Origin of the sequence: Collimonas pratensis, from assembly GCF_001584185.1 — a bacterium.
Taxonomy (GTDB): domain Bacteria; phylum Pseudomonadota; class Gammaproteobacteria; order Burkholderiales; family Burkholderiaceae_D; genus Collimonas; species Collimonas pratensis.
In genome coordinates this window covers 3,498,085-3,518,862 of sequence record NZ_CP013234.1, presented here as the reverse complement: position 1 = coordinate 3,518,862, position 20,778 = coordinate 3,498,085, and the positions used below count along the sequence as shown (strand labels likewise).

Genomic DNA, 20,778 nt, shown 5'->3' with positions numbered 1-20,778 from the left:
ACGCATCCAGTTAGTAAACTATTTCTCGATACAAGCGTCAAATCGACATTGCATATTTGATCGAGGCTTCGATGAAACGCTTTGTCCAGGGAACGGATCGCACGCAGAGTATCCTGCTGCCAGAGCAGCTCGAAGATTACGTCAGTGAAGATAATCCTGTCAGAGTCATCGATGTCTTTGTCGACTCGCTTGATCTTGGCTCGCTTGGTTTCGGTGGCGCGAAGCCAGCGCAGACCGGACGGCCGTCTTATCATCCCAGCGTGCTGCTGAAGATTTATATCTACGGTTACCTCAACCGAGTCCAATCGAGCCGGCGCCTGGAACGCGAGGCACAACGCAACATCGAGGTCATGTGGCTGACGAGTCGCCTGATGCCGGACTTCAAGACCATTGCAGACTTCCGCAAGAACAACGGGCCAGCGATCAGCAAGGTCTGTCGTCAATTTGTTCTGATGTGCCGCAATCTCGATCTGTTTGCCAATACCGATATCGCCATCGATGGCAGCAAGTTCAAGGCGGTCAACAATCGCGATAAGAACTTTACCGACAGGAAGCTTCAGGCACGAATCGAGCAACTCGAAGCCAACATTGCACGCTACCTCGAGGAGCTTGATCGTGCCGACCGCCAGCCGGAGTTAGTGCCTGAGGCCCGCGTCTCGCATCTGAAGGAAAAAATTGCCTCCATCAAGAAGCAGATCGAAGGATTCAACGAGATCAACAAGCAGCTGCAGCAGACACCAGATAAGCAAATATCTCTGACAGATCCGGATGCCAGATCCATGGCCACGAGTGGCCGTGGCACAGGCATGGTGGGCTACAACGTCCAGACTGCGGTCGATACCAGAAATCATCTGATCGTGTCGCATGAGGTGACCAATGTCGGGCACGATCGAACGCAGCTAGCGTCGATGGCGGCACAAGCGCAAAACGCAATCGGAAAGCAAGATTTGACTGTGGTCGCGGACCGCGGCTATTTCAGCGGAGCGGAAATTCTCGCATGCGAGAAGCTTGGCGTGACGCCGCTGGTACCGAAACCTCTGACTTCGGGCAACCGGGCACAAGGCCTCTTCGATAAAACGGATTTCATTTATCTGGCGCAAAGCGACGAGTACCAGTGTCCGGCCGGACAACGAGCTATCTGGCGTTTCACAACAATCGAACACGGGTTGCGGTGGCATAAATATTGGTCGTCTGCCTGCCCGGCATGCCCAATCAAGGCGCAATGTACTACCGGCACCAATCGGCGTATCGCCCGTTGGGAACATGAGGATGTACTTGAGCGAATGCAGCGGCGCTTAAATGTCTGGCCCAATCCTGCCCGCTTACGCCGGCAGACCGTCGAGCATCCATTTGGCACGCTCAAGGCATGGATGGGTGCAACGCACTTCCTGACCAGGTCACTCCCACGGGTGAGTACTGAAATGAGCTTGCACGTACTGGCTTACAATCTGAAACGGATCATGGCAATACTGGGTACTCATCGATTGATTGCAGCCATGAGGGCCTGACGGCCTTTTTTTGCATCTCTACGAGATATTGTTCCTGCTAATTGAGCAGGCCTTTCGCAGCCGTTAAATATTTTTTTGTCGCCGTGCTCCGTGCTAATGTTTTACGTGCAGGTTCGTTTCCAAATTGGATCGAAGACGAACGCGCTCACCTGAGAAATGATTTTGCGTTTTTACACAGCCTCGACCCGGGCGCGCCGCGTCGCCGCAGGCGTAAACACCCTGCACTGTGCTTGCCTTCATGAGATCGGTCTTGATGGTGCGGCCGAAAGACCCTTCGTCGAATTCGCAGCCGACCAGGGCGGCGATCGGGCTGGCCACCTCCAGCCTGGTTGCCGTGAACAGCCCGTCAAGCTTCACCATGCGTCCGTCTTGCATGATCAACTCAAGCGCACCTTCGATCCGCGCTATGCGGTTGCGTTCCAGCCTGACGCCGCGCGCCTTGAGTTTCTCAAGCTGTTCATCGTCGGGTTCGAAGGCGTCGTTCAAGAAGAAGGTCGTCGCGCCCCAGTCGGGCAGCAACAGCGCCAGATGCATCGACATGGGCGAGCTTGCGAGTACGCCGATCTGTCCTTGGTTCAGCTCGTAGCCGTGGCAATAGGGGCAGTGGAACACGTGGCTGCCCCAGCGCTCGGCAAGGCCGGGCACATCCGGCAGCAGGTCGACGACTCCGGTCGCCAGCACCAGCCGCCTGGCTTCCAGGGATTCCATGCCTTCGATCTGGACACGAAAGCCATGTTCGGTTCGTTCGGCGCTGCTGGCTTTGCCTTCCAGCCAGTGCACGGTGTCGTAGGCGAGCAGTTGTTCGCGCCCCTTGGCCGCGATTGCGCCTGCGTCTGCGCCGTCCTGGGTGAGGAAGCCATGCGAGTGCTGTGCAAAACGGTTGCGCCGCTGCCCGCCATCTATTACCAGGATCTTGCGGCGTGCGCGCGCCAGCGGCATCCCCGCCGCCAGGCCGGCATAGCTCCCGCCAATAATAATCACGTCATACTGCATGAATGCTCCTTTCGATGCTTGGTTTTCACGGATGGACAAGAGCGGGGGCGCCGGCCGGCTTGATTGCGGCGGTCCCCTGCGCGGCGATGTCACGAAACTATTGAAGTTCCATGATAACTTGAGAAGAATGCTTGCGCAACTTATAATGTTACATTTAGCCGGTATTGCTGGCCCAATCAACTTTTAGGCATACCCGATGAGAAGCGATAGCCGACTTTCCCGCATGCTGCATGTCTTGCTGCACATGGCGCGGCACGACCAGCCGTTCACCTCCGAGCAGATTTCCAAGATGCTCAATACGAATCCGGTGGTGGTCCGGCGCACCATGGCAGGCCTGCGGGAAGCAGGATACGTGCGCTCGGAAAAGGGGCACGGCGGCGGCTGGACGATTGTTTGCGATCTGAAGAAAATCACGCTGCTGGACGTCCACAAAGCCGTCGGCGGGCCGCAGGTTTTTGCCATTGGCAACGAGAGCGATAATCCTGAGTGTGTGGTTGAGCGCGTAGTCAACGCCGCGCTGGATGATGTATTACGCCAGGCGGAATCACTGATCATAAAGAAGCTGGGGCGATCGCCCTGGCCGATCTTGCGCACGACTTTGATGCCTTGTGCAGCACCGGCGGCTGGGGCATCGGTGGACCGCACGCCAAGTAAGGCTTGACGATCAGCGCAGCGGTTTCATCCCGTTCAGTGCAGTGATATCAAGGATATGACGGACGTCGCATATGAAACAAGGACTCCGCCATCACTTCAAAATAGTCCGCCGGTCCGCCGCCGCGCAGGATCGGATGGGCAGCCGCCGTATCGTAACTGCCGTTTTTCAGCAGCGCCTGGTCGATGTGTACGCCGACCACCTCGCCCAGCACCAGCCAGGTGTCAACTTTGGCGCCGGCGGCGCTCGTCAATTGCAGTATCTGGCTGCAGCGGCACTCGAACGCAACCGGACTTTCCGCCACACGCGGCACTTTGACGATACGTCCTGGCACGGGCGTCAGGCCGGCCAGCCTGAACTCGTCTGTGTCGGGCGGCGGCGCCGCTGAACTGAGATTCATGGTCTCTGCCAAGGGCCGCGTCGCCAGGTTCCAGACGAATTCACCGGTTTGCTCAATATTGGTCAAGCTGTCCTTACGGCCGACGCTGGCAAAACCGATGATGGGGGGAGTGTAGTTGAAGGCGTTGAAAAAACTGTAGGGTGCCAGGTTCAGCACGCCGTTGGCCGCATGCGACGCGATCCAGCCGATCGGACGCGGGCCGACAATGGCGTTGAAGGGGTCATGCGCCAGACCATGTCCTTTGGCCGGCTCGTAGAAATGTTTGTCTTCGATCATGTGAAACTCCACCTTCAATCAATTTGATGCAATGGGGAGCGATGCAAAATCACCGCACCTGCGACGGCGAACAGCCGAAACGCTCTCGAAAACGGAGGGAGAATCGCGAGCTGGCGCGATATCCGCAGGCCTCGGCAATCTGCTGGACGCCCCAGCCGGTGGTCTGCAGGAGCGTCATCGCGTGATGCATGCGAATATCCAGCAGCAGGGTTTCGAAGCGTACATTTTCGGCAGCCAGCCGTCGCCTAAGCGTGGCTTCGCTCATGGCCAGTTCGCGACCGGCCTTTGCGGTGGTCCATGGATCTGCCGGTGCGTCGGCGAGCAGATTTTTCAGGCGATCGCTGATACGCTGGCTCGAAGGGCGGGAGAAACGGCAGCCACGCTCAGCCAGGGCAAGCAGCAGGCCGACCAGGCGATGCATTTGTTCGCGTTCACTGAGTTGCGCCGAATACATGCCGCGCAGGCAATGATCCAGCGTATCGGCAAGATCGCTATCGAGAGCCATCTGGCAGCCGTGCGCGACCGCCGACGACGGCGGCATGTCGTTCTCATGGTGCCGGTGGAATTCAAGGATCACTTCCGGGGCGAATGCCAGGAACACGGATCGAAATGTCTGGTCGCCGCCGCCAGGGATTTTCTCGACGTCTGCGCAGGCGTTTTGCGCCATCGCAGTGAGTGTCAAGGGATCCTGCAATGCCAGCACAACTTCGCCATTGTCGAGCGTCATCCGGCCCGAAACCACCAACAGCAAAGTGGCGTCAAAAAAACGGAAGCCGCGCGCATGCTGCGGCCGGCGCAGGCACGGCTGGGCCAGCGTGCACAGCCCGCGGCGAGCGACCAGCGCGCCCGATGGCAGCTGCCACATGGCCGCTCCGGCGCGCTCAAGCGGGCTTGGCAGGCTGGATAGCGACGCGTCGCTTGCGATTGCTTTCATATGCCGGCAAATATCTCACTTTTTTTGCAAATGCGGGTTAAGCGTATAGGTTCCGGTAAGACTGGCTTCTGCCAGCACGTGACCAGCGAGTGCGGCGCGCAGCTTGGCGCCGTTGATGGGGGCGTTGACGCTGATGCTAGGCAGGTCGAGTGCATACAGCGTGAAAACATAATGATGTATCAGCGTATCGTTCCACGGCGGGCACGGGCCATCATAGCCGTGATAGTCGCCTCTCATTTGCTCGTCGCCGGCAAACCAGTCAGTATAGTTGTTAAGACCATGACGCCAGCCATCGGGCGCCGCCGGGCCGGCTTTACCGCCTGGCACCACGCCATCGCTGTGGCTGCCGGCGGCGATTTCACGCGCTGCGGCAGGAATGTCCAGCAAGAGCCAGTGGAAGAAGTCGACCCGCGGCAGCGACGAGGGAATTTCCCGGCCTTCCTGGTTAACGTCCTCGCCACTGCTCGGTACGTCAGGGTCGTGGCAGATCAAGGCGAACGATTGCGTGCCGGCGGGCGCCTCGCTCCAGGCCAGATGGGGATTGCGGTTGCTGGAAAGCGCGATGTGGGTTGCGGGATCGATTACCGCGAAGGCGAACTCGCCGGGAATGGCGGCGTTGTCGGAAAAGCTCTGGCTGGTCAATTTCATGGCTGAATGGCTCGCTATCAATGGGGAGGGAAGAGATAAAAATTATAGTCGACAGCTGCCGGGCAAAAATAACCAATCCAATCATAATTGCGATCAATCCAGTCAATTTGACTGGATTAGGTATGATATTACCGCAAACTCAAAGTGCCACGTTTCCAGGCCGGATCCTGCCACTTGTAAAACAAGCTCAGCGAGCGCGGGCTGTCGGCCTGTTTCTCGACATCCATGGTATCCATCCGCAGCACTTCAAAGCTGCGTTTGAAGCGCCCGTCGACGCGTGCCTCGCGCACCGCCAGCATCTTCGCGCTGCCCGGCACCCAGCCGGCGAATTCCAGGTAGCCGACATCGGGGGCGTTGGCGGCCGGCGGCAAGATGTCGACAGTCCAGCCTTTGTCTCCTTGATGGAATACCCACAATTCGCGCCATGAATCGAGCGGCTGCACGGCGAGCGCCAGCGCGGTCTGCTGGGCATTGACGCTGACTGAGGCCTTCCAGACCAGGCCGTAGGTGCAGCGTTTGAAGAGCGGATTTTTTTGATCGTGCTTGGCGTCTACCAGCGTGACGCAGGTTTCCCCGCTTTCACCCGGCGTGGTGAGGATTGCCAGGCCGCCGCTGGTGGTGACTGGTTCGGGTTCCGCTGCCCAGCGCGAGGCGGCGACGCGCACGGCGGCATCGGTATAGGCGGCCGCGTCCGGCTCGGCAATTTCTGTCTGGTTGACGGCGGCCAGTTCCTGCAAGGCGCGGTTGGCAGCGTCCTGGGCGGGCTGGCGCAACCTGGCGCGCTCGAAGGCGATGCTGGCCCAGACGCCGGCGCGGCGCAGGTGCAGGCGGTTCTTTTCATATTCGGGCAACTCGGTCAGCTGCACGCGGTCGAGAATGTCGGCGCGCCAGGCGTCAAGGCTGTTGCGCTCGGTGGGCGTGATGCTGGGGTCTACGCATTCGGGCCGGGTCAGCGCCAGGGCGGCGCGGGCGCGCTGGCCGTCGTTCGATTTCATGGCCAGTACGCGGCGGAAGGCTTCGCCGTTGTAGCACAGCTGGATGCGGCCGTCGCGCTCGAAACCCTGCATGCCTATGCCATAGCTGGACGCCACTTCCAGGTGCGCCGACAATACCGTGTCGTCAGCCTTGCCCCGTTTGGCGGAGGCGCGGCGCGCCAGGCGGTCTGCCATGGTGCCCAGCGCATCGAAAGGTTCTGGGCCGATCGCTTCGGCCGGCGCTGCTTTCAGGTAGGCCGCGGCGTAGCTGATGCCGAGCGCTTCGGCTCCCGGCGTGTCGCGCAGGAAGCGCACCACTGCCAGCAGGTCGGGCGCGTCTTTCGCTTCCAGCGACTGGGGCCGTACTTGCGAGGCGCGGATATAGCCGCCGCGTTCGCGCCGGTGATCGTAGACCTGCAGGTAGTCCATCTTCTCGCCGCGCACTTCCAGGCTGTCGCCTTGCCACAGCACGGCTTGCTGCTGGGCTGATTCGCGTGGCGCGGCGCGCAGGGCGGCGCTATCCTGGGTGACGATGGCGACCAGGGCCAGGGCGGCGAGCATCATTGTTGTGTCTCCTGAGCAGCGTTAGCTTGCTGGGTTTGGGAAGCGACTGTTTGGCCGCCGCCGAGCAGGGCTGAGCCGATGAAGCCGCCGTTGGCTGGGGGCGCGGCGATGATCACCGAGATCTTGTCGGACAGCTTGTCGGCCATGGTTTTCTGGATCAGCAAGGGGTTCTTCGAGATCAGCGCGCCGTCGCGTTCCAGCTGGGCGCTGGTGACCTTGCCGATGGTTTCCAGGCGATAGGCTTCGACATCGGCCAGCTTGTGGCGTGAATCGGCTTCACCCGAGGCTTCGATGCGGCGCGCTTCTGCGCTGCCTTCCGCGGTCTTGATGCGCGAAACCTTTTCTGCCTCGGCTTCATACTGGCGCTGCTCGATCTGCTTTTGCTTGAACGGCAATACATGTTTCATGGCTTCTTCCTGGGCCTTGGCGGCGATGATTTGTTCGTTGCCGGCCGCTTCCGCCGATTTTTCGCGTTTGACCTTGTCGGCTTCGGCTTCCAGCTCGGTCTGCTGCACTTGCTTGCTCTTCAATTCCAGTGTGTATTTCATTTTTTCGCTTTCCAGCTCCTCGGCCAGCAGCTTTTCCATGCCCTGGCGGTATTCCGGCGGCAGGTCGACCTGGCCCATCTGGACGCCGCGCAGGATGATGCCGTCGGCCGCCAGCTTCGGTTTCAATTCGTTTTCGATTTCCTTCTGGATCTCGCCGCGCTTGGTGGAAAAGATGTCGCGCACCGAATAGCGGGTGAAGGACTTGTAGATCACGCCTTGCACCATCGGCTCGACGATTTCACCGTTGATATCGGCCGGCAGCTCCTTGGCGATGCCGACCAGCCTGGCGGGGTCGATGGCGTAGCGTATGGTCAGGTCCACGCCGAGCGACAAGCCTTCAATCGACTGGAAGGGGGCTTCGCCGTTTGCCTTGCTGCTGCGCACCGGCCGATACACCTGGTCGAGCAAGGAGTAGCGCCGCAATTCATGCAGGCCGGGGATAACCACCACCAGGCCGTCTCTGACCTCAGTGATGCCGCCGGTCAGCTTGTTGGAGCGGATGCCGACTTCGCCCGGTTCCAGCGTCCTGAACGGCGGGTGGGTGACCAGTTCATAGCCGCTGCCGCCGATCAGGATGAGCGCCAGCACCAGCATCCAGGCGCGCCGCAGGGCGCGGCCCAGGCCGGCCAGCGCAGTGCCGGTAGCGTTGACGGTGGTAGTGAGCAGCGCTAGCAAGCCCTGCGCCAGTGATTCGAGCCGTTCAGACATGATATATCCCCTGTTTGATGTGATCGGGAGCGGCATGGATTGCGTTTCCCTGGGAAGAATCTTGCGCTCGGGGTGGCGGAAGCAACAATGGGCAGGCAGGGGCAGTCGCGTTATCCGGCAGCGGTGAATGCTCCGCGACGTCGCAATCCGGTAAGCCGTGTGAAGAAATACTCACAGCGCGGCGCAGACTTTTCGTGGGAAAGCGTGGATACTTTCATGTGCCCGGGCCTGCCGGCGGATAGCCTCCCCGTACGGGGGAGCGAAAGGGCGTCATCGATGATGGAAGCAGCGGAGAAAAAATGACTAAGCAGGCACTAAAAGTAGCGGTAATCGAAGACGACATCCCGACCAGCAATCAGCTCAAGGGCTGGATCGAAGCGGCCAAGCCCGGCATCCAGGTCGACCAGTGGCATACGCGCGACGATGCCGAAGCGGCGCTGGCGCGTGAAAACTATGACGTGGTGGTGCTCGATATCGAGCTGGGACGCGAGCGCCACGCCGGCGTCGCCATCATCAATGCCATCAACAAGGGCCAGGCGACGCCGGTGCTGGTAGTGTCGGCCATGCCGGCCACCATCTACCGCAGCATCATGAAGGCGCTGGACGCCTGGGATTACCTGCAAAAGGCGACCTTCGAGGAAGCCGATTTCATCGATACCTTCCTGGAAATCCTGCGCGCCGCCAGGGAGCGCAACAACGCCAAGGAGGCGCTGCCCGCGGCCAGCGGCAATGAACTGTCGATCGACCCGCTGCGGCAGAAGACGCCGATCTGGCGCGCACAGCGCATCAACCTGCCGTTGACGGCGCAGCGCCTGCTGGCGGCGCTGTACGAGCATCGCGGCCAGGTGGTGACCTACGAGCAGCTGTTCCAGGTAGTCAAGAGCGGCCGCAACCGCGACAATATCCGCAAGCACGTCAGCACCATCCGCGATGCGTTTCGCGAGGTCGATCCGGAATTTGCCTGTATTGAAAATATCCCGATGCGCGGTTTCCGCTGGGTTGACCAGGAAAACTGATGCGCGGCCACTGCAACCGCGGGAATGACTGCCCATGAAGATCCGTTTTCCGAATCTCGCCCAATACCGCTTGCGCATCCTGTTCCGCGGCGCCTTCCTGCTGCTGGCGGTGGCCACCGTGGCGATGGCGCTGTATGTGCTGCAGCAGGAAAAGCAGCTGAGCTACAAAAATTACCAGGCCAGCTTCCGCAAGACAGGCGACCAGATCCTGGCCACCTTGCGCCATCCGGCAGGGCAGCTGGCGCTGTTGAATCCGCGCGTCGATAATGGTGGCGCGGCTGCGTTGCACCCGGTATTGCTGCCGTTTCCCTCGCTCGATTTCGACGACCAGAACAAGGTTCGGCAGGCCATCACCATGTCCGGCTGCCTGGTGCAGTATGGCGACAACGGTGCGCTGTGCGTGGCGGTCGGCAACAATCCCTGGGCCGGCGGCTTCATTTATGTTGCCGGCAGTTTCGTCAGCGATGAACTGGTGCCGCACCAGCGCGGCGAGCTGGATATCGGCGATGCGCATCGCGTGCGGGTGACGGTGACCCTGCGCGGGCAGACCTATCGCTGGATTGCACCGTTTGAAAAGAACGGTGATCCGAACGCGGTGCAAACGCGTGGCGCGCATGGCCGCCTGACCGGGTTCGCCGCTGACGATAGCGGCCATGTGGAATCGCGCCCGGTCAAGGATTTCCGCGGCTGGATATGGCAAAACACCTTGTGCAGCAAGCCCGGCCAGGACGATGGCGGCGCCGCTGCCACCGCTGATTGCCCGCGCAGTGCGTTTTTCTCGCTGCGGCTGCCGGTGGCCGTCTTGCAGGATGAATTGTTCCAGAAAAAAAATCCTGTCTGGCCGCCGGCTGACCTCGACAATATCCAGGTACGCATTGAAGTCCTGCCCCCAGGCGACGGGCCGCTGCTGTTCGACAGCCAAAGCGCAGTTGCGGCGCGAGCGTTTGCCGTGGGCGACCTGGCGTCGCTGCTGTTGCCGGGCGAAAGCTTACGCATCAGGAAGCGCGGCGCGGCAGACGGCGCCGACCTGGTCAACCTGACTGGAGCCGAAGATCATCCGGACGACAGCTCGCGCCTGTTAAGCCGGCTGGTGCGGCGCCTGCCGGTGGATGAAATCGGGCCGCCGAACGAAAGCCGGGAATCGGTCGTGACTTCGAGCGGCATTTATGACGTCAGCCTGAGCGGCGACGAGCGCAGCGTCAACCGCAGCCTGGGCGTGGTGGCTGCGCGCGTTTCGTGGTTTGTCGGCGCCATGCTGCTGGCGCTGTTCGTCGCCTGGCTGATCATCGAGATCGGCATCATCCGCCGCATCACCTTGCTGACCCGGCGCGCAGCCAAGGTATCGAAGATCGTCAAGGGTTCGGGTGGCCTCGACCAGTTCAACCTGAGCGATTTGCGCGGCGCCGATGAGCTCGGGGTGCTGGCAAGCTGCCTGCATGACCTGCTCAGGCGCGTCAAGGAAGACCTGGAGCGCGAGGAAATCCGCGCCGAGCAGGAAAAGGAAATGTGGCATGCGGTGGGCCATGAAATCATGTCGCCGCTGCAATCGCTGATGGCGCTGCACGGCGCCGCCGAAAGCCAGAGCAGCCGTTACATCAACCGCATGCAGCAGGCCATCCGGGTGCTGTACGGCAGCGCCTCTCCCAGCGAGGCGTTTCAGTCCACGGTGCTGCAGGTGACAGCCATCGACATCGGCATCTTTCTCGGCAACGTCGCCCACAACGCGCCGCTGGTCGGTATCGCCGACGTCAGGTTTTCCGGTGGCCCGGAAGGCGTGATGGTGAGGGCCGACGATTATTCGCTGGAAGACGTGGTCACGCACGTCCTGCGCAATGCCGATCGCTGCCGTCTGCCCGGTTCCATGATTTCGATCGATCTGAAAACCACCGAAACCGCGGCCACCATCGTCATCCATAATGTCGGACCGAATATCGCTGAAGAACTGATCGACAAGATTTTCGAGTACGGCGTGTCCGACCAGCTGGAAGCCGGCGCCAACGGCAACCGCGGGCAGGGACTGTTTGTCGCCAAGACGTATATGGCCAAGATGGGTGGCACCATTACCGCGCAAAATGTTACGGATGGGGTGGTGTTTTCACTGGGGTTGCAACGCGTTTGATACCCTGGTTATAGCAGCAGAAAGCCGGTTCTTGTTACACCGGCCGTCATTCAAGATCCGGCATTTAGCTTTCGCTGTTGACGCCTCTGCGAATCTTTTCAACGTCCACCGTTGCCATATATTTTGGAATGTTTTTCCAGAGCGCGTGATAGCCATAGCCGCCGTCGGTCAGCTCTTCCAGCGCCATCTGCTTGCTCCAGCCCTGGAATACGACGCGATACATGGCGCTGACGAGGCCGGTGCGGTCGGCGCCGTGCCAGCAATGCAGCAAGACCGGGCCTTCCTTGGCGCCGGCGCGTATCGCGCGCAAGGCCTCGATGACATTCTTGTCGTTGATCTCCCAGGTGTTGATGCCGACATGCACGGCCTTGATGCCGGTATTTTTCAGCAAATCGTCGTCGGAGTGGAATGAACGCAGGTTGACCACCGTTTTGACATCGAGTGCGTTGAGGGTCTTGATATCCTTGGGTTGCAGGGCGGCGCTGCGATAGAAATTTTTGTCGACCAGATAGAGATTGGCCGAGGTGTCGACGGCTTGCGCCCATTCGGGCTTTCGAACGGGTGCCTGGCTTGCTTCTGCCTGTGCATATGGCGTAAAGACCAGCGTCAACTGGATTAGCAAAACTGATCGGAGCAGGCGCTTCGGGATGGAATATTTCATGGATTGCTGTGCGCGCTTGTCGGCGCTTGGAGGCGGTCGGGAATCGTATTATGCCGTTCATCCGCCAGCCCGGCCAGCAGCGCCGTGCCATCGCTTGCCACGCGGAAGATCGCGTAGCGGGCCTGGGCGAAGCGGGTCGCTTCTCCTTCGGCAAAGAAGTAGCTGTTGCTCGGCAGGTGGGCGCCATTGTCTTCCCATTTCAGGCGTACCAGGGTTTCCCCGGCTTGCAGCTGCTCGCCCGGCTTGGCCATGCGAAGAAACTGCGCGACGCCGTCGCTGTCCGTACCGAGCACTATCGCCAGCGCCTGCCCGGCGGCCGGCGGCGCGGCCATCAGGTCGTGCGTGAGCTGTTGCGTCAGCTGGTAGTCGAGCGCCATGTAATCGCCTTGCATCAGCGAGCGCGGATCAACCGGACGTAACGGCAGCAGCACGGCGTGGCCCTGGGCCAGAGTCTGTTCGTGGCGCCAGACGATGCCGTTCAGGAACAGCAAAGTGATCACCGCGGCGATAATAAAAAGGGGCAGGCGCCAGCGCATCATGCGGTCCTCCTTGACATGAACAGCCAGACTCCCAGCAGCACCGCGCCGCTTGCCATCAGCAGCAAGCCCTTGTGCAGCAAGGGCCAGTGCAAGTTGTAATAGAAGGCGCCGAAGCTTGCCAGGGCGGCGGCAATGCCGAGCGCCGTCAGATAGCCGCGGCCTTCGGCCAGGCCTACCCACAGCACCAGCGCCGCTGTCGCCAGCGCCGGCGACAAGACGCAGAGCGGCAACAGCACGGCCAGCGGCCAGACGCGTGCGGCCAGTCCTGGATTACGGCGCAGCGTGAGGAATACGGCCAGCAGCAAGGGCAGCAGGTCGAGCAGCCGGCGGGCCAGCCAAATCCCGTTCGGCGCCAGCCATGAATCGAGGCCGACGCGCGTCTCAAGCAATAGATCCCAATCGAACGCCTGCCATACCTGTACCCCAAGCCAGAACCACAGCAGGGCATGGCGCACCGGCTGCCAGACTGCCGGGCCGAGGCCGAACAGTTTCAGAGGATGGGTCCATAGCCACCACAGCGCCAGCGAAAACAGCAGGTTGCGCAGCGGCGCCAGTTGCCACAGCCATGTGACTTGCTCGCGCAGGCCGTAGTGGTAACGTCCCACCCATGGCGTCATCCAGTACCACAGCACCGCCAGCATGGTGCCGGCCGCGATAAAGCGCAGCAAACGATGTCCGGACAGCGCGAACAGGATCAGCGCCAGCACGAAGGTGGTCAGTTCCCATGAATCCGGCTTGAGGCCGGCGCCGATCAGGATGGCGCCGGCAATCGCTACCGGCACCGCCATCTGCGGCAGGAAAAACGATTGCCGGTTGAGCCGCATCACGGCTGTCGCGGCAGCTATCAGCAGCACGCCGCAAACGATCCAGGCGCTTTCGTTGCGGGCGAGGAAAGCCGGCACTATCACCGCCCCGACCAACAGGGCGGCGGCAATCCAGGCGGCGATGGTTTGCAGGATCATGACCGACCACGGCAGGGCGTTGTCGTGCTCAGGCAGCACGGCCTCGCGGCGCAGGGAACCGCTCTCGCGCAAGCCGGCGATCAGGTCGTCCCAGCCGGCAATCTGATTGGTTGGCTGGCTCATTGCGCGGCCTCCGTTAGCGCAGGCAGCGGCGCTGCCTGCCATGCCTGGTTACGGCCATGCAGCCACCAGCCGATCAGGCCGAGGCCGGCAATCGCCAGTATCGAAACCGGATACAGCCAGTCGTCGCCATGGGCGGCGCCAACCACCCAGGCCAGCACGGCGACCCAGACAGAAAACAAAGGCAGCGCCAGCAGCAACAGATCACGCCGCCGCAAATAAAAATAGAGCGCGGCAAGCACGCAAGCCAGCCACAAGCTCACGATCACGGCGCCGCTGGTGGACGACGACAGGTTGAAGACATGCTGATGCTCGCCAGCCAGCACCATGCTGGCCTGGACGGTCAGCAGCAGCGCCAGCGCCAATCCCAGCAGGCGCGGCAAGATGCGCGCGGTCCATGGCGCGGCCGCGCTTTGCAGCCGTTCGGCAAGCGCCAGTGCTGCCAGCCAGAAGCCGATCAAGGGCAGGTTGATTTCATCAAACAGGCTCCAGGCCGACAGCGCCGGACGCCAAGGCGCATGCGGCAGCCACAGTTGCAGCGCCAGCGATACGATGACGATCCACAATCCCCACAGCGGCGCGAAATTGGCCAGCAGCGCCCATGGCAAGGCCAGTGCTGCCCATAGCGCAAACAGCTGCCAGGTGTCGGCGCCGGTCTGGTAGGTTTGTCCGATCACCGCCAGCCAGATGCCGGACATGGCGGCCACAGCAAATAAGGCCCAGCGTCGCCCGTCACTGTCGGGCCGGGCGAAGAAAGCCCAGGCCAGCAGCGCCAGCCAGCCGGCTTCGGCGATGCCGACCCGCATCAGGCGCGGCCAGGTCAGCCAGTTGGACGCGAATGCCATCAAGACGCCGGCCAGCAGGCACAGCGCGCCGCCGACCAGCAGCAAGCGGGCGGCCAGTTGGCGCCAGCGTTCCGTATCAGGCGCCAGGTGCAGCGCCAGCAGCGCGCGCCGGTAGCCGGCCTGGTCGAGTTCGCCGCTGTCCTGCCAATGATCAAGAATGCTGCGTGCATTCATCGTCAGACTCCATTCTGGAATGATGGGTGGCGTTGGCGCCAGAGGCGGCCGATTCCCAGTAGCCGGCCGCGATTGGGATTATATTAAGCTATTTATTTTTGCTTGTTGTGCTTTATATGCGAGCGCTTCATCAAATCTTCATGTTGATGAAGCGCAGTCGCAAGATGCCTTTGACGTCAGTCCAGCAGCAAGGGAATCCGGCCGGCGCGGCGGCTAATTTCCCTGCGTTCCCAGCCAGTGCGTGAGATAGCGCGCCAAGGCCTCGCTGTCGCGCGCATCGGCAATCAGCGCCACGTAAGCGTCGGGACGCACCAATACCAGTTGCCCGGCGCGCAATCCATAGGCGTCGCGCAAATGATTATCCACATCGGCCAAGTCTGCAACGCGCTCCGCATCGGCTGCCCTGACAGTTTTGACGGCGATGTCGATCGCGTTGAATCGGTGGTGGATTTCAGGCGCTTCCGACTGGTATGCCAGCAGCGTAAAATGCGGGCCCTTCAATATGTCGAACAGGCGCACCACGCCGTCCTGCGGATCATGCAAGCGGGCATCCGGCGCGCGGTCGCCGGCGCGCAAGTCGCCAGGTGCGGCACGCAACTCCTGCGTCAGCACAGAATCCCGGTAGGCCAGGTCCAGTTGCTGAGCATCGCGTCCGCGCTGCATCGGGCGGTTTTCCTGCATGGCTTTCAGATAGCCCATGCTCAAGCGCAGCATGTCCGCTGCGATCGGACGGCGCTCCGCTTCGTAGGTGTCGAGCAAGGCGTCTGGCGCGCCATGCAGCACCGCCGCCAGTTTCCAGCCAAGGTTGTAAGCATCCTGGATGCTGGTGTTCAAGCCTTGTCCACCGGTGGGCGGGTGGATATGCGCGGCGTCGCCGGTGATGAAGACACGGCCGACGCGGTAGCGCTCCGCCAGCCTGGCGCTGACGCCGAACACTGAACGCCAGAGCGGAGGGTGCAGGACAAGGTCGGCGAGGCCGCTGCGTTGCCGGATCAAGGCGTGGATGTTCTCATCCGACAAGTCCGCTTCTTCTCCCTCCGCCAGCGCCGCTGTCATCTGGAAAGTATCGCCGCCCGGCAGCGGGCATAGCGCCAGGTGGCCGCCTTCTGCTTTCGGCCATTGATGCCATGCATCGCGGGACAGCTTGTCTACGCGCAGATCGGCGACGATGGCGCGCTGGCTTGTGCTTTCGCCGGGAAAGCTGATGTCCAGCGCGCGTCTGACAAAGCTGCGGCCGCCGTCGCAGCCGATCAGGAAGCGGGCGCGTATTTGCTGCTCGCCGGTGCGCGTGTTCAGGCTGGCGGTAACGCCGTCTGCATCCTGCGCGAATCCAGTCAGCTCAACACCGAATTCCGGGGCATGGCCGGCTGCTTGCAAATGTGCGCGCAGGATTTCTTCGGTGCGCCATTGCGGCAGCATCAAAGGGATGACATGCGGCTCAGCGGGTGTCGGCGAGCGCGCTTGACTGATGGCGCTGACCTTTACCTGGCTGCCATCGTAAGAGTGGACCGGAGGATAGGGATTGCCGCTGGCCAGCAAATCGCCGAGCACGCCCAGGTCTTCGAAGATTTCCATGGAACGCGGCTGCAAGCCCTTGCCGCGCGAACCGGCAAACGGCGCCTCCAGCTTTTCCACCAGGCGGAACTGCACGCCGCGCCGTGCCAGGTCTAGCGCCAGCACCAGGCCTGCTGCACCGGCGCCAACGATCAGTACCTCGGTTGTTTCAGGATTGTGACGATTGCTCATTGCATTCTCCAGGGGTTTGCGTGCAAAATGCACGGATATATATGTGCATAATACACGGATATGGTGCGTGTGCAAAAAAAGAGTGCATAATCCACGGAATGAAAAATCCTCTACACGAAGCGTTGCTGGACCTGGTCGGCGTATTCAACCGTCCGCAACCTGATCACATGCTGCTGCAGCGCGCGAATGTCACGCTTGACCGGGCTTTGTTCCCCTTGCTGATCAGAATCGGCATGCGTGGCCCTATCGGCGTGGTCGAACTGGCCGAACTGGTGGGGCGCGACCATTCCACAGTCAGCCGCCAGGTCGCCAAACTGGAAGAACTGGATCTGGTGGTGCGCAGCCCGAGCAAGCTCGATCAGCGGGTCAAGGAAGCGGTGGTGACCAAGGCTGGCGGCCGCATGGTGGAGCAGATCGGTGCAGCGCGTAACAAGATATTCGAAGAGGCGCTGGCAGACTGGAGCGCCAAGGACCGGGCCGAACTGACGCGGCTGGTGCGCAAGCTGGCGGATGCGGCAATCGGCTTTACCAGCAGATAGACTGCCGCCGCAGCCTCATGCTGTCGCTGTTTTTCTGAGACGCTCTACATCCCGCTGCGGCGGCATGCCGTAAAGCCGGCCGTATTCGCGGCTGAACTGGGATGGGCTCTGATATCCCACGCGGTAACCCGCAGTTCCTACATCCAACTGGTCGACCAGCATCAGCCGCCTGGCTTCATGCAAGCGCAGCTGTTTCTGGTATTGCACAGGCGTCATGGCGGTGACCGCCTTGAAGTGATGGTGCAGCGACGAGACACTCATGCCTACGCGCTCCGCCAGTTCCGCCATGCGCAGCTGCTCGCTGTAGTTGGATTTGAGCCAGCCGATGGAGCGGGCGATCTTGTTACCGGGACTGTCGGCCGTGGCGATCTGAAGCAGTTGCGCGCCGCACGGGCCGGTCAGCACGTGATACAGGATTTCTTGCTCGATCAGCGGCGCCAGGGCTGGGATATCCGCCGGCCGGTCCAGCAACCTGAGCAGCCTGAGGGTCGCCTCCAGCAAATCTGCCGATGCCGTGTTGACGGCCACGCCTAGCCGTCTGTCAGTGGCGACGGTGCTGGCCGGCAGCGCGATCCGGCTCATCAGGTCGGCCAGCGTGGCGCCGTCGATCGCCATGCCCAGGCCCAGGTGCGGCAGCTGCGGGCTGGCCTGGGTGACGCGCGACACGACTGGCAGGTCGAGCGACACCAGCAGGAACTGGCCGACGCCGTAGTCGAAAGTATCGGCCCCCAGCATGATGCTTTTGGCGCCTTGGGCGACCATGGCGAAGCAAGGCCACTGGCTGACATGCAGAGGCTGGGTGGGGGAGGAGCGGCGGTTGAAGAACAGGTTGCCGATCGCGGTCGCGTATTCGCTGTCGGCCGGTGCATGGCGGCCGATGATCTCGACGATCTCCTGGAAATGTTCAGATGGCGGATGCATTGAAGGCTGTCTTTCTCTTTGCGTGGTGGCTGACACGATCCTACTCGAGTCTTGCGATTGCCGCCTGCGGATGTGCAGACGCTTGCAGGATCGTGCATGAGATGTACAGGATCCGGATAACCGCAGTCTAGCCCCCTGCCGTAGGATTGAGCGCATCAAGTCCTCTTCTCCTGTCATCAAAGAAAGCACGTAATGAACTACTCCAAAGCCTACGCCGTTGCTGCTGCGCACAGCCCCTTAGCCCCGTTCACGATACAACGGCGCTTGCCGGCGGACGAAGACGTCGCAATCTCGATCAAGTACCGCGGCATCTGCCACTCGGATGTTTCCATGGCGCGCAATGCCTGGGGATTTTCGATGTTTCCCATGGTGCCCGGACATGAGATCACGGGCATTGTGACGGCGGTTGGCGCCAAGGTGCAGAAATTCAAGATCGGCGACCGTGTCGGCGTCGGCTGTTTTGTCGATTCTTGCACCAGCTGCGCCACGCGCAATGTCGACCTGGAGCATCTGATGCCTGGCCTGGTGCAGACCTACAATAGCCTCGAAGCAGACGGCCGCAGCCTGACCTATGGCGGCTACTCGGAATCGATCGTGGTCAAGGAGGGTTACGTGCTGGCGATCCCGGACCGCTTGCCGCTGGATGCTGCGGCGCCGCTGCTGTGCGCCGGCATCACCATGTATTCGCCGCTGCGCCGCTGCGCCGCTTCGCGGCCGGTCCGGGCAAGCATGTCGCCATTGTCGGCATGGGCGGCCTCGGCCATGTCGGGGTCAAGATTGCCCGCGCCATGGGCGCCGAGGTAACGGTGCTGAGCCAGTCGCTGTCGAAGGCGGATGACGCCATGCGTTTCGGCGCCGATCATTGCTACGCCACCGGGATGGCGGATACTTTCCAGGCGCTGGCCGGACGTTTTGACCTGATCATCTGCACCGTCTCGGCTGAGCTCGACTGGAACGCTTATCTGAGCTTGCTGGCAATCGATGGTTCGCTGGTGATTATCGGCATCCCGGAAAAATCGATTCCGCTCAGCGCGCTATCCTTGGTGGTTGGCCGCCGCTCCCTCAGCGGCTCGCTCATGGGCTCGATCAAGGAAACCCAGGAAATGCTGGATTTCTGCGGCCGCCACGACATCGCCGCCGAAATCCAAACCATCCGCATCCAGGATGTTAACGACGCCTACGAACGTTTGGAGAAAAATGATGTGCGCTATCGTTTTGTGATTGATATCGCCTCGCTGCAAGACTGATACAGAAAAATTGATACAGAAAAATTGATACAGAAAAATTGATACAGAAAAATTGATACAGAAAAATTGATACGGCAAGGAGCATGACATGAAAGAAGCAATAGAAATCACCACCTTCAAGTTGGCAGGCCATTCCTGCGCAGACTTCATCGCCGCCAACGCCGATGTCGATGCCTGGCTCAAGCGCCAGCCGGGATTTCGCTCGCGCCACCTGGCCGAGCGGGAGGACGGTACCATCGTCGACATGCTGCTCTGGGACACGATCGCCCACGGCACGGACGCCATGCAGCGGCTGATGGATGAGCTGGCCGATTCACCGGTGCACGCGATGATCGACCAGGATACGGTGTCCTGGAGCGTGACGCCGGTGCGGCACCGCATGACACGCTAGGGAGCTGACCTGGCGCTTGCCATTGTTGTTATTCCCCGACTGAAAATTATTTGCACTGCCAAGTTTACTTTTCTATGTTATAAACTACACTGTGTAGTGTAATATATTCCAGTTTTCAGCAGAAATCGTCAAATAACCGGCATCCGGACAGGACAACCAGCATGGCAAGCGAAACTCTCAAGGCCTTCGATACGGCCCTCCCGATTCAATATTCAACGCAGCGCGACGGCAAGTTCAGGAACCGCCAGGCTATGCACAAGAACGGTTTGCGCAAGACCTTGCGCTTATTGTGGCGCGTGATTTTCGAAAAGCCGGCCGGCACCGTGCCGGCGCGGCCGATCCCGGTGCAGGCGATCAGCACGGCGCAGCTGCTGGCGGCGCCGGACCGTTCGCTGTTCCGCCTCGGGCACTCGACCATGTTGCTCAAGCTGCGCGGCGCCTTCTGGCTGACCGACCCGGTGTTTTCCGAGCGCGCCTCGCCGCTGCAGTGGATCGGCCCCAAGCGCTTCCACCAGCCGCCGATCAGCATCGCCGAGCTGCCGCCGATCGAGGGCGTAATCCTGTCGCACGACCATTACGATCACCTGGACCATGCCGCCGTCCTGCAGCTGGCCGGCAAGACCAAGCACTTCCTGACGCCGCTGGGCGTCGGCGATACGCTGATCAAATGGGGTATCCCGGCCGAAAAGGTACAGCAGCTGGATTGGTGGCAAAGCACCCGGGTTGGCGGCTTGCAGCTGGCGGCGACGCCGGCGCGCCATTTCTCGGGACGCAGCCTGAGCGACGGCAACCGTACGCTGTGGGCCTCCTGGGTAATCCTGGATGACGATTTGCGCCTGTTCTTCAGCGGCGACAGCGGCTATTTCGACGGCTTCAAGGAGATTGGCCGGCGCTATGGCCCGTTCGACCTGACCATGATAGAAACCGGCGCCTACGACCATGACTGGCCGGATGTCCACATGCAGCCCGAACAGACTTTGCAAGCGCATCTGGACTTGGGCGGCAAGCATTTGCTGCCGGTGCATAACGGCACTTTCGACCTGGCCCTGCATCTGTGGCAAGACCCGTTTGAGCGCATCGTTGCCCTCGCTGAGGAGCAGGGGGTGGCGGTCAGCACGCCGCAGATGGGTGAAATGCTAAGCGTTGCGGCGCCAGAGGCCGGGCGGCGCTGGTGGCGCGAGCAGGATGCAGGCTGATCAAGTGTGCGGCCTAGTGGTACTTTTTCCGGGGGAAAGATGGATAAAGCGATTAGTTGTGAACAAGACTATCTGCTGATGGTGGCGGAATTCGATG

18 protein-coding genes and 2 pseudogenes are annotated in these 20,778 nt (G+C 61.2%); 8 read left to right on the top strand and 12 right to left on the bottom strand.

Features of this window, described 5'->3' with window-relative positions; translation table 11 throughout:
* The first annotated feature begins 71 nt into the window (after positions 1 to 71).
* Positions 72 to 1,508: an IS1182 family transposase gene (locus tag CPter91_RS15750; protein ID WP_061945813.1), complete on the top strand. Its 1,437-nt coding sequence runs from the start codon at positions 72 to 74 to the stop codon at positions 1,506 to 1,508.
* 93 nt (positions 1,509 to 1,601) lie between these two features.
* Here the strand turns inward: CPter91_RS15750 and CPter91_RS15745 are convergent, their stop codons facing one another.
* Positions 1,602 to 2,501, bottom strand: a complete 900-nt coding sequence (locus CPter91_RS15745) for an NAD(P)/FAD-dependent oxidoreductase (protein ID WP_082792877.1) — start codon at positions 2,499 to 2,501, stop codon at positions 1,602 to 1,604.
* Between the two features lie 196 nt (positions 2,502 to 2,697).
* Here CPter91_RS15745 and CPter91_RS15740 point away from each other — a divergent pair.
* Positions 2,698 to 3,155, top strand: a pseudogene (locus CPter91_RS15740) (Rrf2 family transcriptional regulator).
* A 47-nt stretch (positions 3,156 to 3,202) separates the two neighbouring features.
* Here the strand turns inward: CPter91_RS15740 and CPter91_RS15735 are convergent.
* From CPter91_RS15735 to CPter91_RS15715, 5 genes are all read right to left on the bottom strand, one after another.
* Positions 3,203 to 3,829, bottom strand: coding sequence for a flavin reductase family protein (locus tag CPter91_RS15735; protein ID WP_061941859.1), 627 nt, complete (start codon positions 3,827 to 3,829; stop codon positions 3,203 to 3,205).
* Positions 3,830 to 3,878: 49 nt separating this feature from the next.
* Positions 3,879 to 4,694: a helix-turn-helix transcriptional regulator gene (locus CPter91_RS15730; protein ID WP_167595179.1), complete on the bottom strand. Its 816-nt coding sequence runs from the start codon at positions 4,692 to 4,694 to the stop codon at positions 3,879 to 3,881.
* An 84-nt stretch (positions 4,695 to 4,778) separates the two neighbouring features.
* Complete coding sequence (locus CPter91_RS15725) at positions 4,779 to 5,411, bottom strand: YbhB/YbcL family Raf kinase inhibitor-like protein (protein WP_061941855.1); 633 nt, start codon at positions 5,409 to 5,411, stop codon at positions 4,779 to 4,781.
* A gap of 128 nt (positions 5,412 to 5,539) precedes the next feature.
* The gene (locus CPter91_RS15720) at positions 5,540 to 6,949 is read right to left on the bottom strand and encodes an SH3 domain-containing protein (RefSeq protein WP_061941853.1); all 1,410 of its coding nucleotides are present in this window, start codon (positions 6,947 to 6,949) and stop codon (positions 5,540 to 5,542) included.
* Complete coding sequence (locus CPter91_RS15715) at positions 6,946 to 8,205, bottom strand: prohibitin family protein (RefSeq protein WP_061941850.1); 1,260 nt, start codon at positions 8,203 to 8,205, stop codon at positions 6,946 to 6,948. Before CPter91_RS15715 ends, CPter91_RS15720 begins: the two co-directional genes overlap by 4 nt.
* Positions 8,206 to 8,504: 299 nt before the next feature.
* On the opposite strand from CPter91_RS15715, the gene CPter91_RS15710 reads away from it, so the two are divergent.
* Positions 8,505 to 9,221, top strand: a complete 717-nt coding sequence (locus CPter91_RS15710) for a response regulator transcription factor (protein ID WP_061941849.1) — start codon at positions 8,505 to 8,507, stop codon at positions 9,219 to 9,221.
* A 34-nt stretch (positions 9,222 to 9,255) separates the two neighbouring features.
* Complete coding sequence (locus tag CPter91_RS15705) at positions 9,256 to 11,340, top strand: sensor histidine kinase (protein ID WP_061941848.1); 2,085 nt, start codon at positions 9,256 to 9,258, stop codon at positions 11,338 to 11,340.
* 64 nt (positions 11,341 to 11,404) lie between these two features.
* Here CPter91_RS15705 and CPter91_RS15700 read toward each other — a convergent pair whose 3' ends face one another.
* From CPter91_RS15700 to CPter91_RS15680, 5 genes are all read right to left on the bottom strand, one after another.
* Positions 11,405 to 12,001 (bottom strand): tyrosine-protein phosphatase, encoded by a 597-nt coding sequence (locus tag CPter91_RS15700; protein WP_061941847.1) that lies wholly within the window; start codon positions 11,999 to 12,001, stop codon positions 11,405 to 11,407.
* The gene (locus CPter91_RS15695) at positions 11,998 to 12,540 is read right to left on the bottom strand and encodes a GDYXXLXY domain-containing protein (RefSeq protein WP_061941846.1); all 543 of its coding nucleotides are present in this window, start codon (positions 12,538 to 12,540) and stop codon (positions 11,998 to 12,000) included. The genes CPter91_RS15700 and CPter91_RS15695 overlap by 4 nt, the downstream gene beginning before the upstream one ends.
* Positions 12,537 to 13,625: a DUF4401 domain-containing protein gene (locus tag CPter91_RS15690; protein ID WP_061941844.1), complete on the bottom strand. Its 1,089-nt coding sequence runs from the start codon at positions 13,623 to 13,625 to the stop codon at positions 12,537 to 12,539. The genes CPter91_RS15695 and CPter91_RS15690 overlap by 4 nt, the downstream gene beginning before the upstream one ends.
* Positions 13,622 to 14,641, bottom strand: coding sequence for a DUF2157 domain-containing protein (locus CPter91_RS15685; protein ID WP_061941842.1), 1,020 nt, complete (start codon positions 14,639 to 14,641; stop codon positions 13,622 to 13,624). The genes CPter91_RS15690 and CPter91_RS15685 overlap by 4 nt, the downstream gene beginning before the upstream one ends.
* Before the next feature lie 213 nt (positions 14,642 to 14,854).
* Positions 14,855 to 16,387, bottom strand: a complete 1,533-nt coding sequence (locus tag CPter91_RS15680; RefSeq protein ID WP_061941840.1) for an FAD-dependent oxidoreductase — start codon at positions 16,385 to 16,387, stop codon at positions 14,855 to 14,857.
* 98 nt (positions 16,388 to 16,485) lie between these two features.
* On the opposite strand from CPter91_RS15680, the gene CPter91_RS15675 reads away from it, so the two are divergent.
* Complete coding sequence (locus tag CPter91_RS15675) at positions 16,486 to 16,926, top strand: MarR family winged helix-turn-helix transcriptional regulator (protein WP_061941838.1); 441 nt, start codon at positions 16,486 to 16,488, stop codon at positions 16,924 to 16,926.
* A gap of 15 nt (positions 16,927 to 16,941) precedes the next feature.
* Here CPter91_RS15675 and CPter91_RS15670 read toward each other — a convergent pair whose 3' ends face one another.
* Complete coding sequence (locus CPter91_RS15670; protein WP_061941836.1) at positions 16,942 to 17,847, bottom strand: AraC family transcriptional regulator; 906 nt, start codon at positions 17,845 to 17,847, stop codon at positions 16,942 to 16,944.
* Positions 17,848 to 18,039: 192 nt separating this feature from the next.
* Here CPter91_RS15670 and CPter91_RS15665 point away from each other — a divergent pair.
* From CPter91_RS15665 to CPter91_RS15655, 3 genes and pseudogenes are all read left to right on the top strand, one after another.
* Positions 18,040 to 19,094: pseudogene (locus CPter91_RS15665) on the top strand (NAD(P)-dependent alcohol dehydrogenase).
* Between the two features lie 88 nt (positions 19,095 to 19,182).
* A complete protein-coding gene (locus tag CPter91_RS15660) occupies positions 19,183 to 19,485 on the top strand; it encodes a hypothetical protein (protein WP_061941834.1) in 303 nt (100 codons plus the stop codon).
* 161 nt (positions 19,486 to 19,646) lie between these two features.
* The gene (locus CPter91_RS15655) at positions 19,647 to 20,681 is read left to right on the top strand and encodes an MBL fold metallo-hydrolase (RefSeq protein WP_061941832.1); all 1,035 of its coding nucleotides are present in this window, start codon (positions 19,647 to 19,649) and stop codon (positions 20,679 to 20,681) included.
* The last annotated feature ends 97 nt before the right edge of the window (positions 20,682 to 20,778 follow it).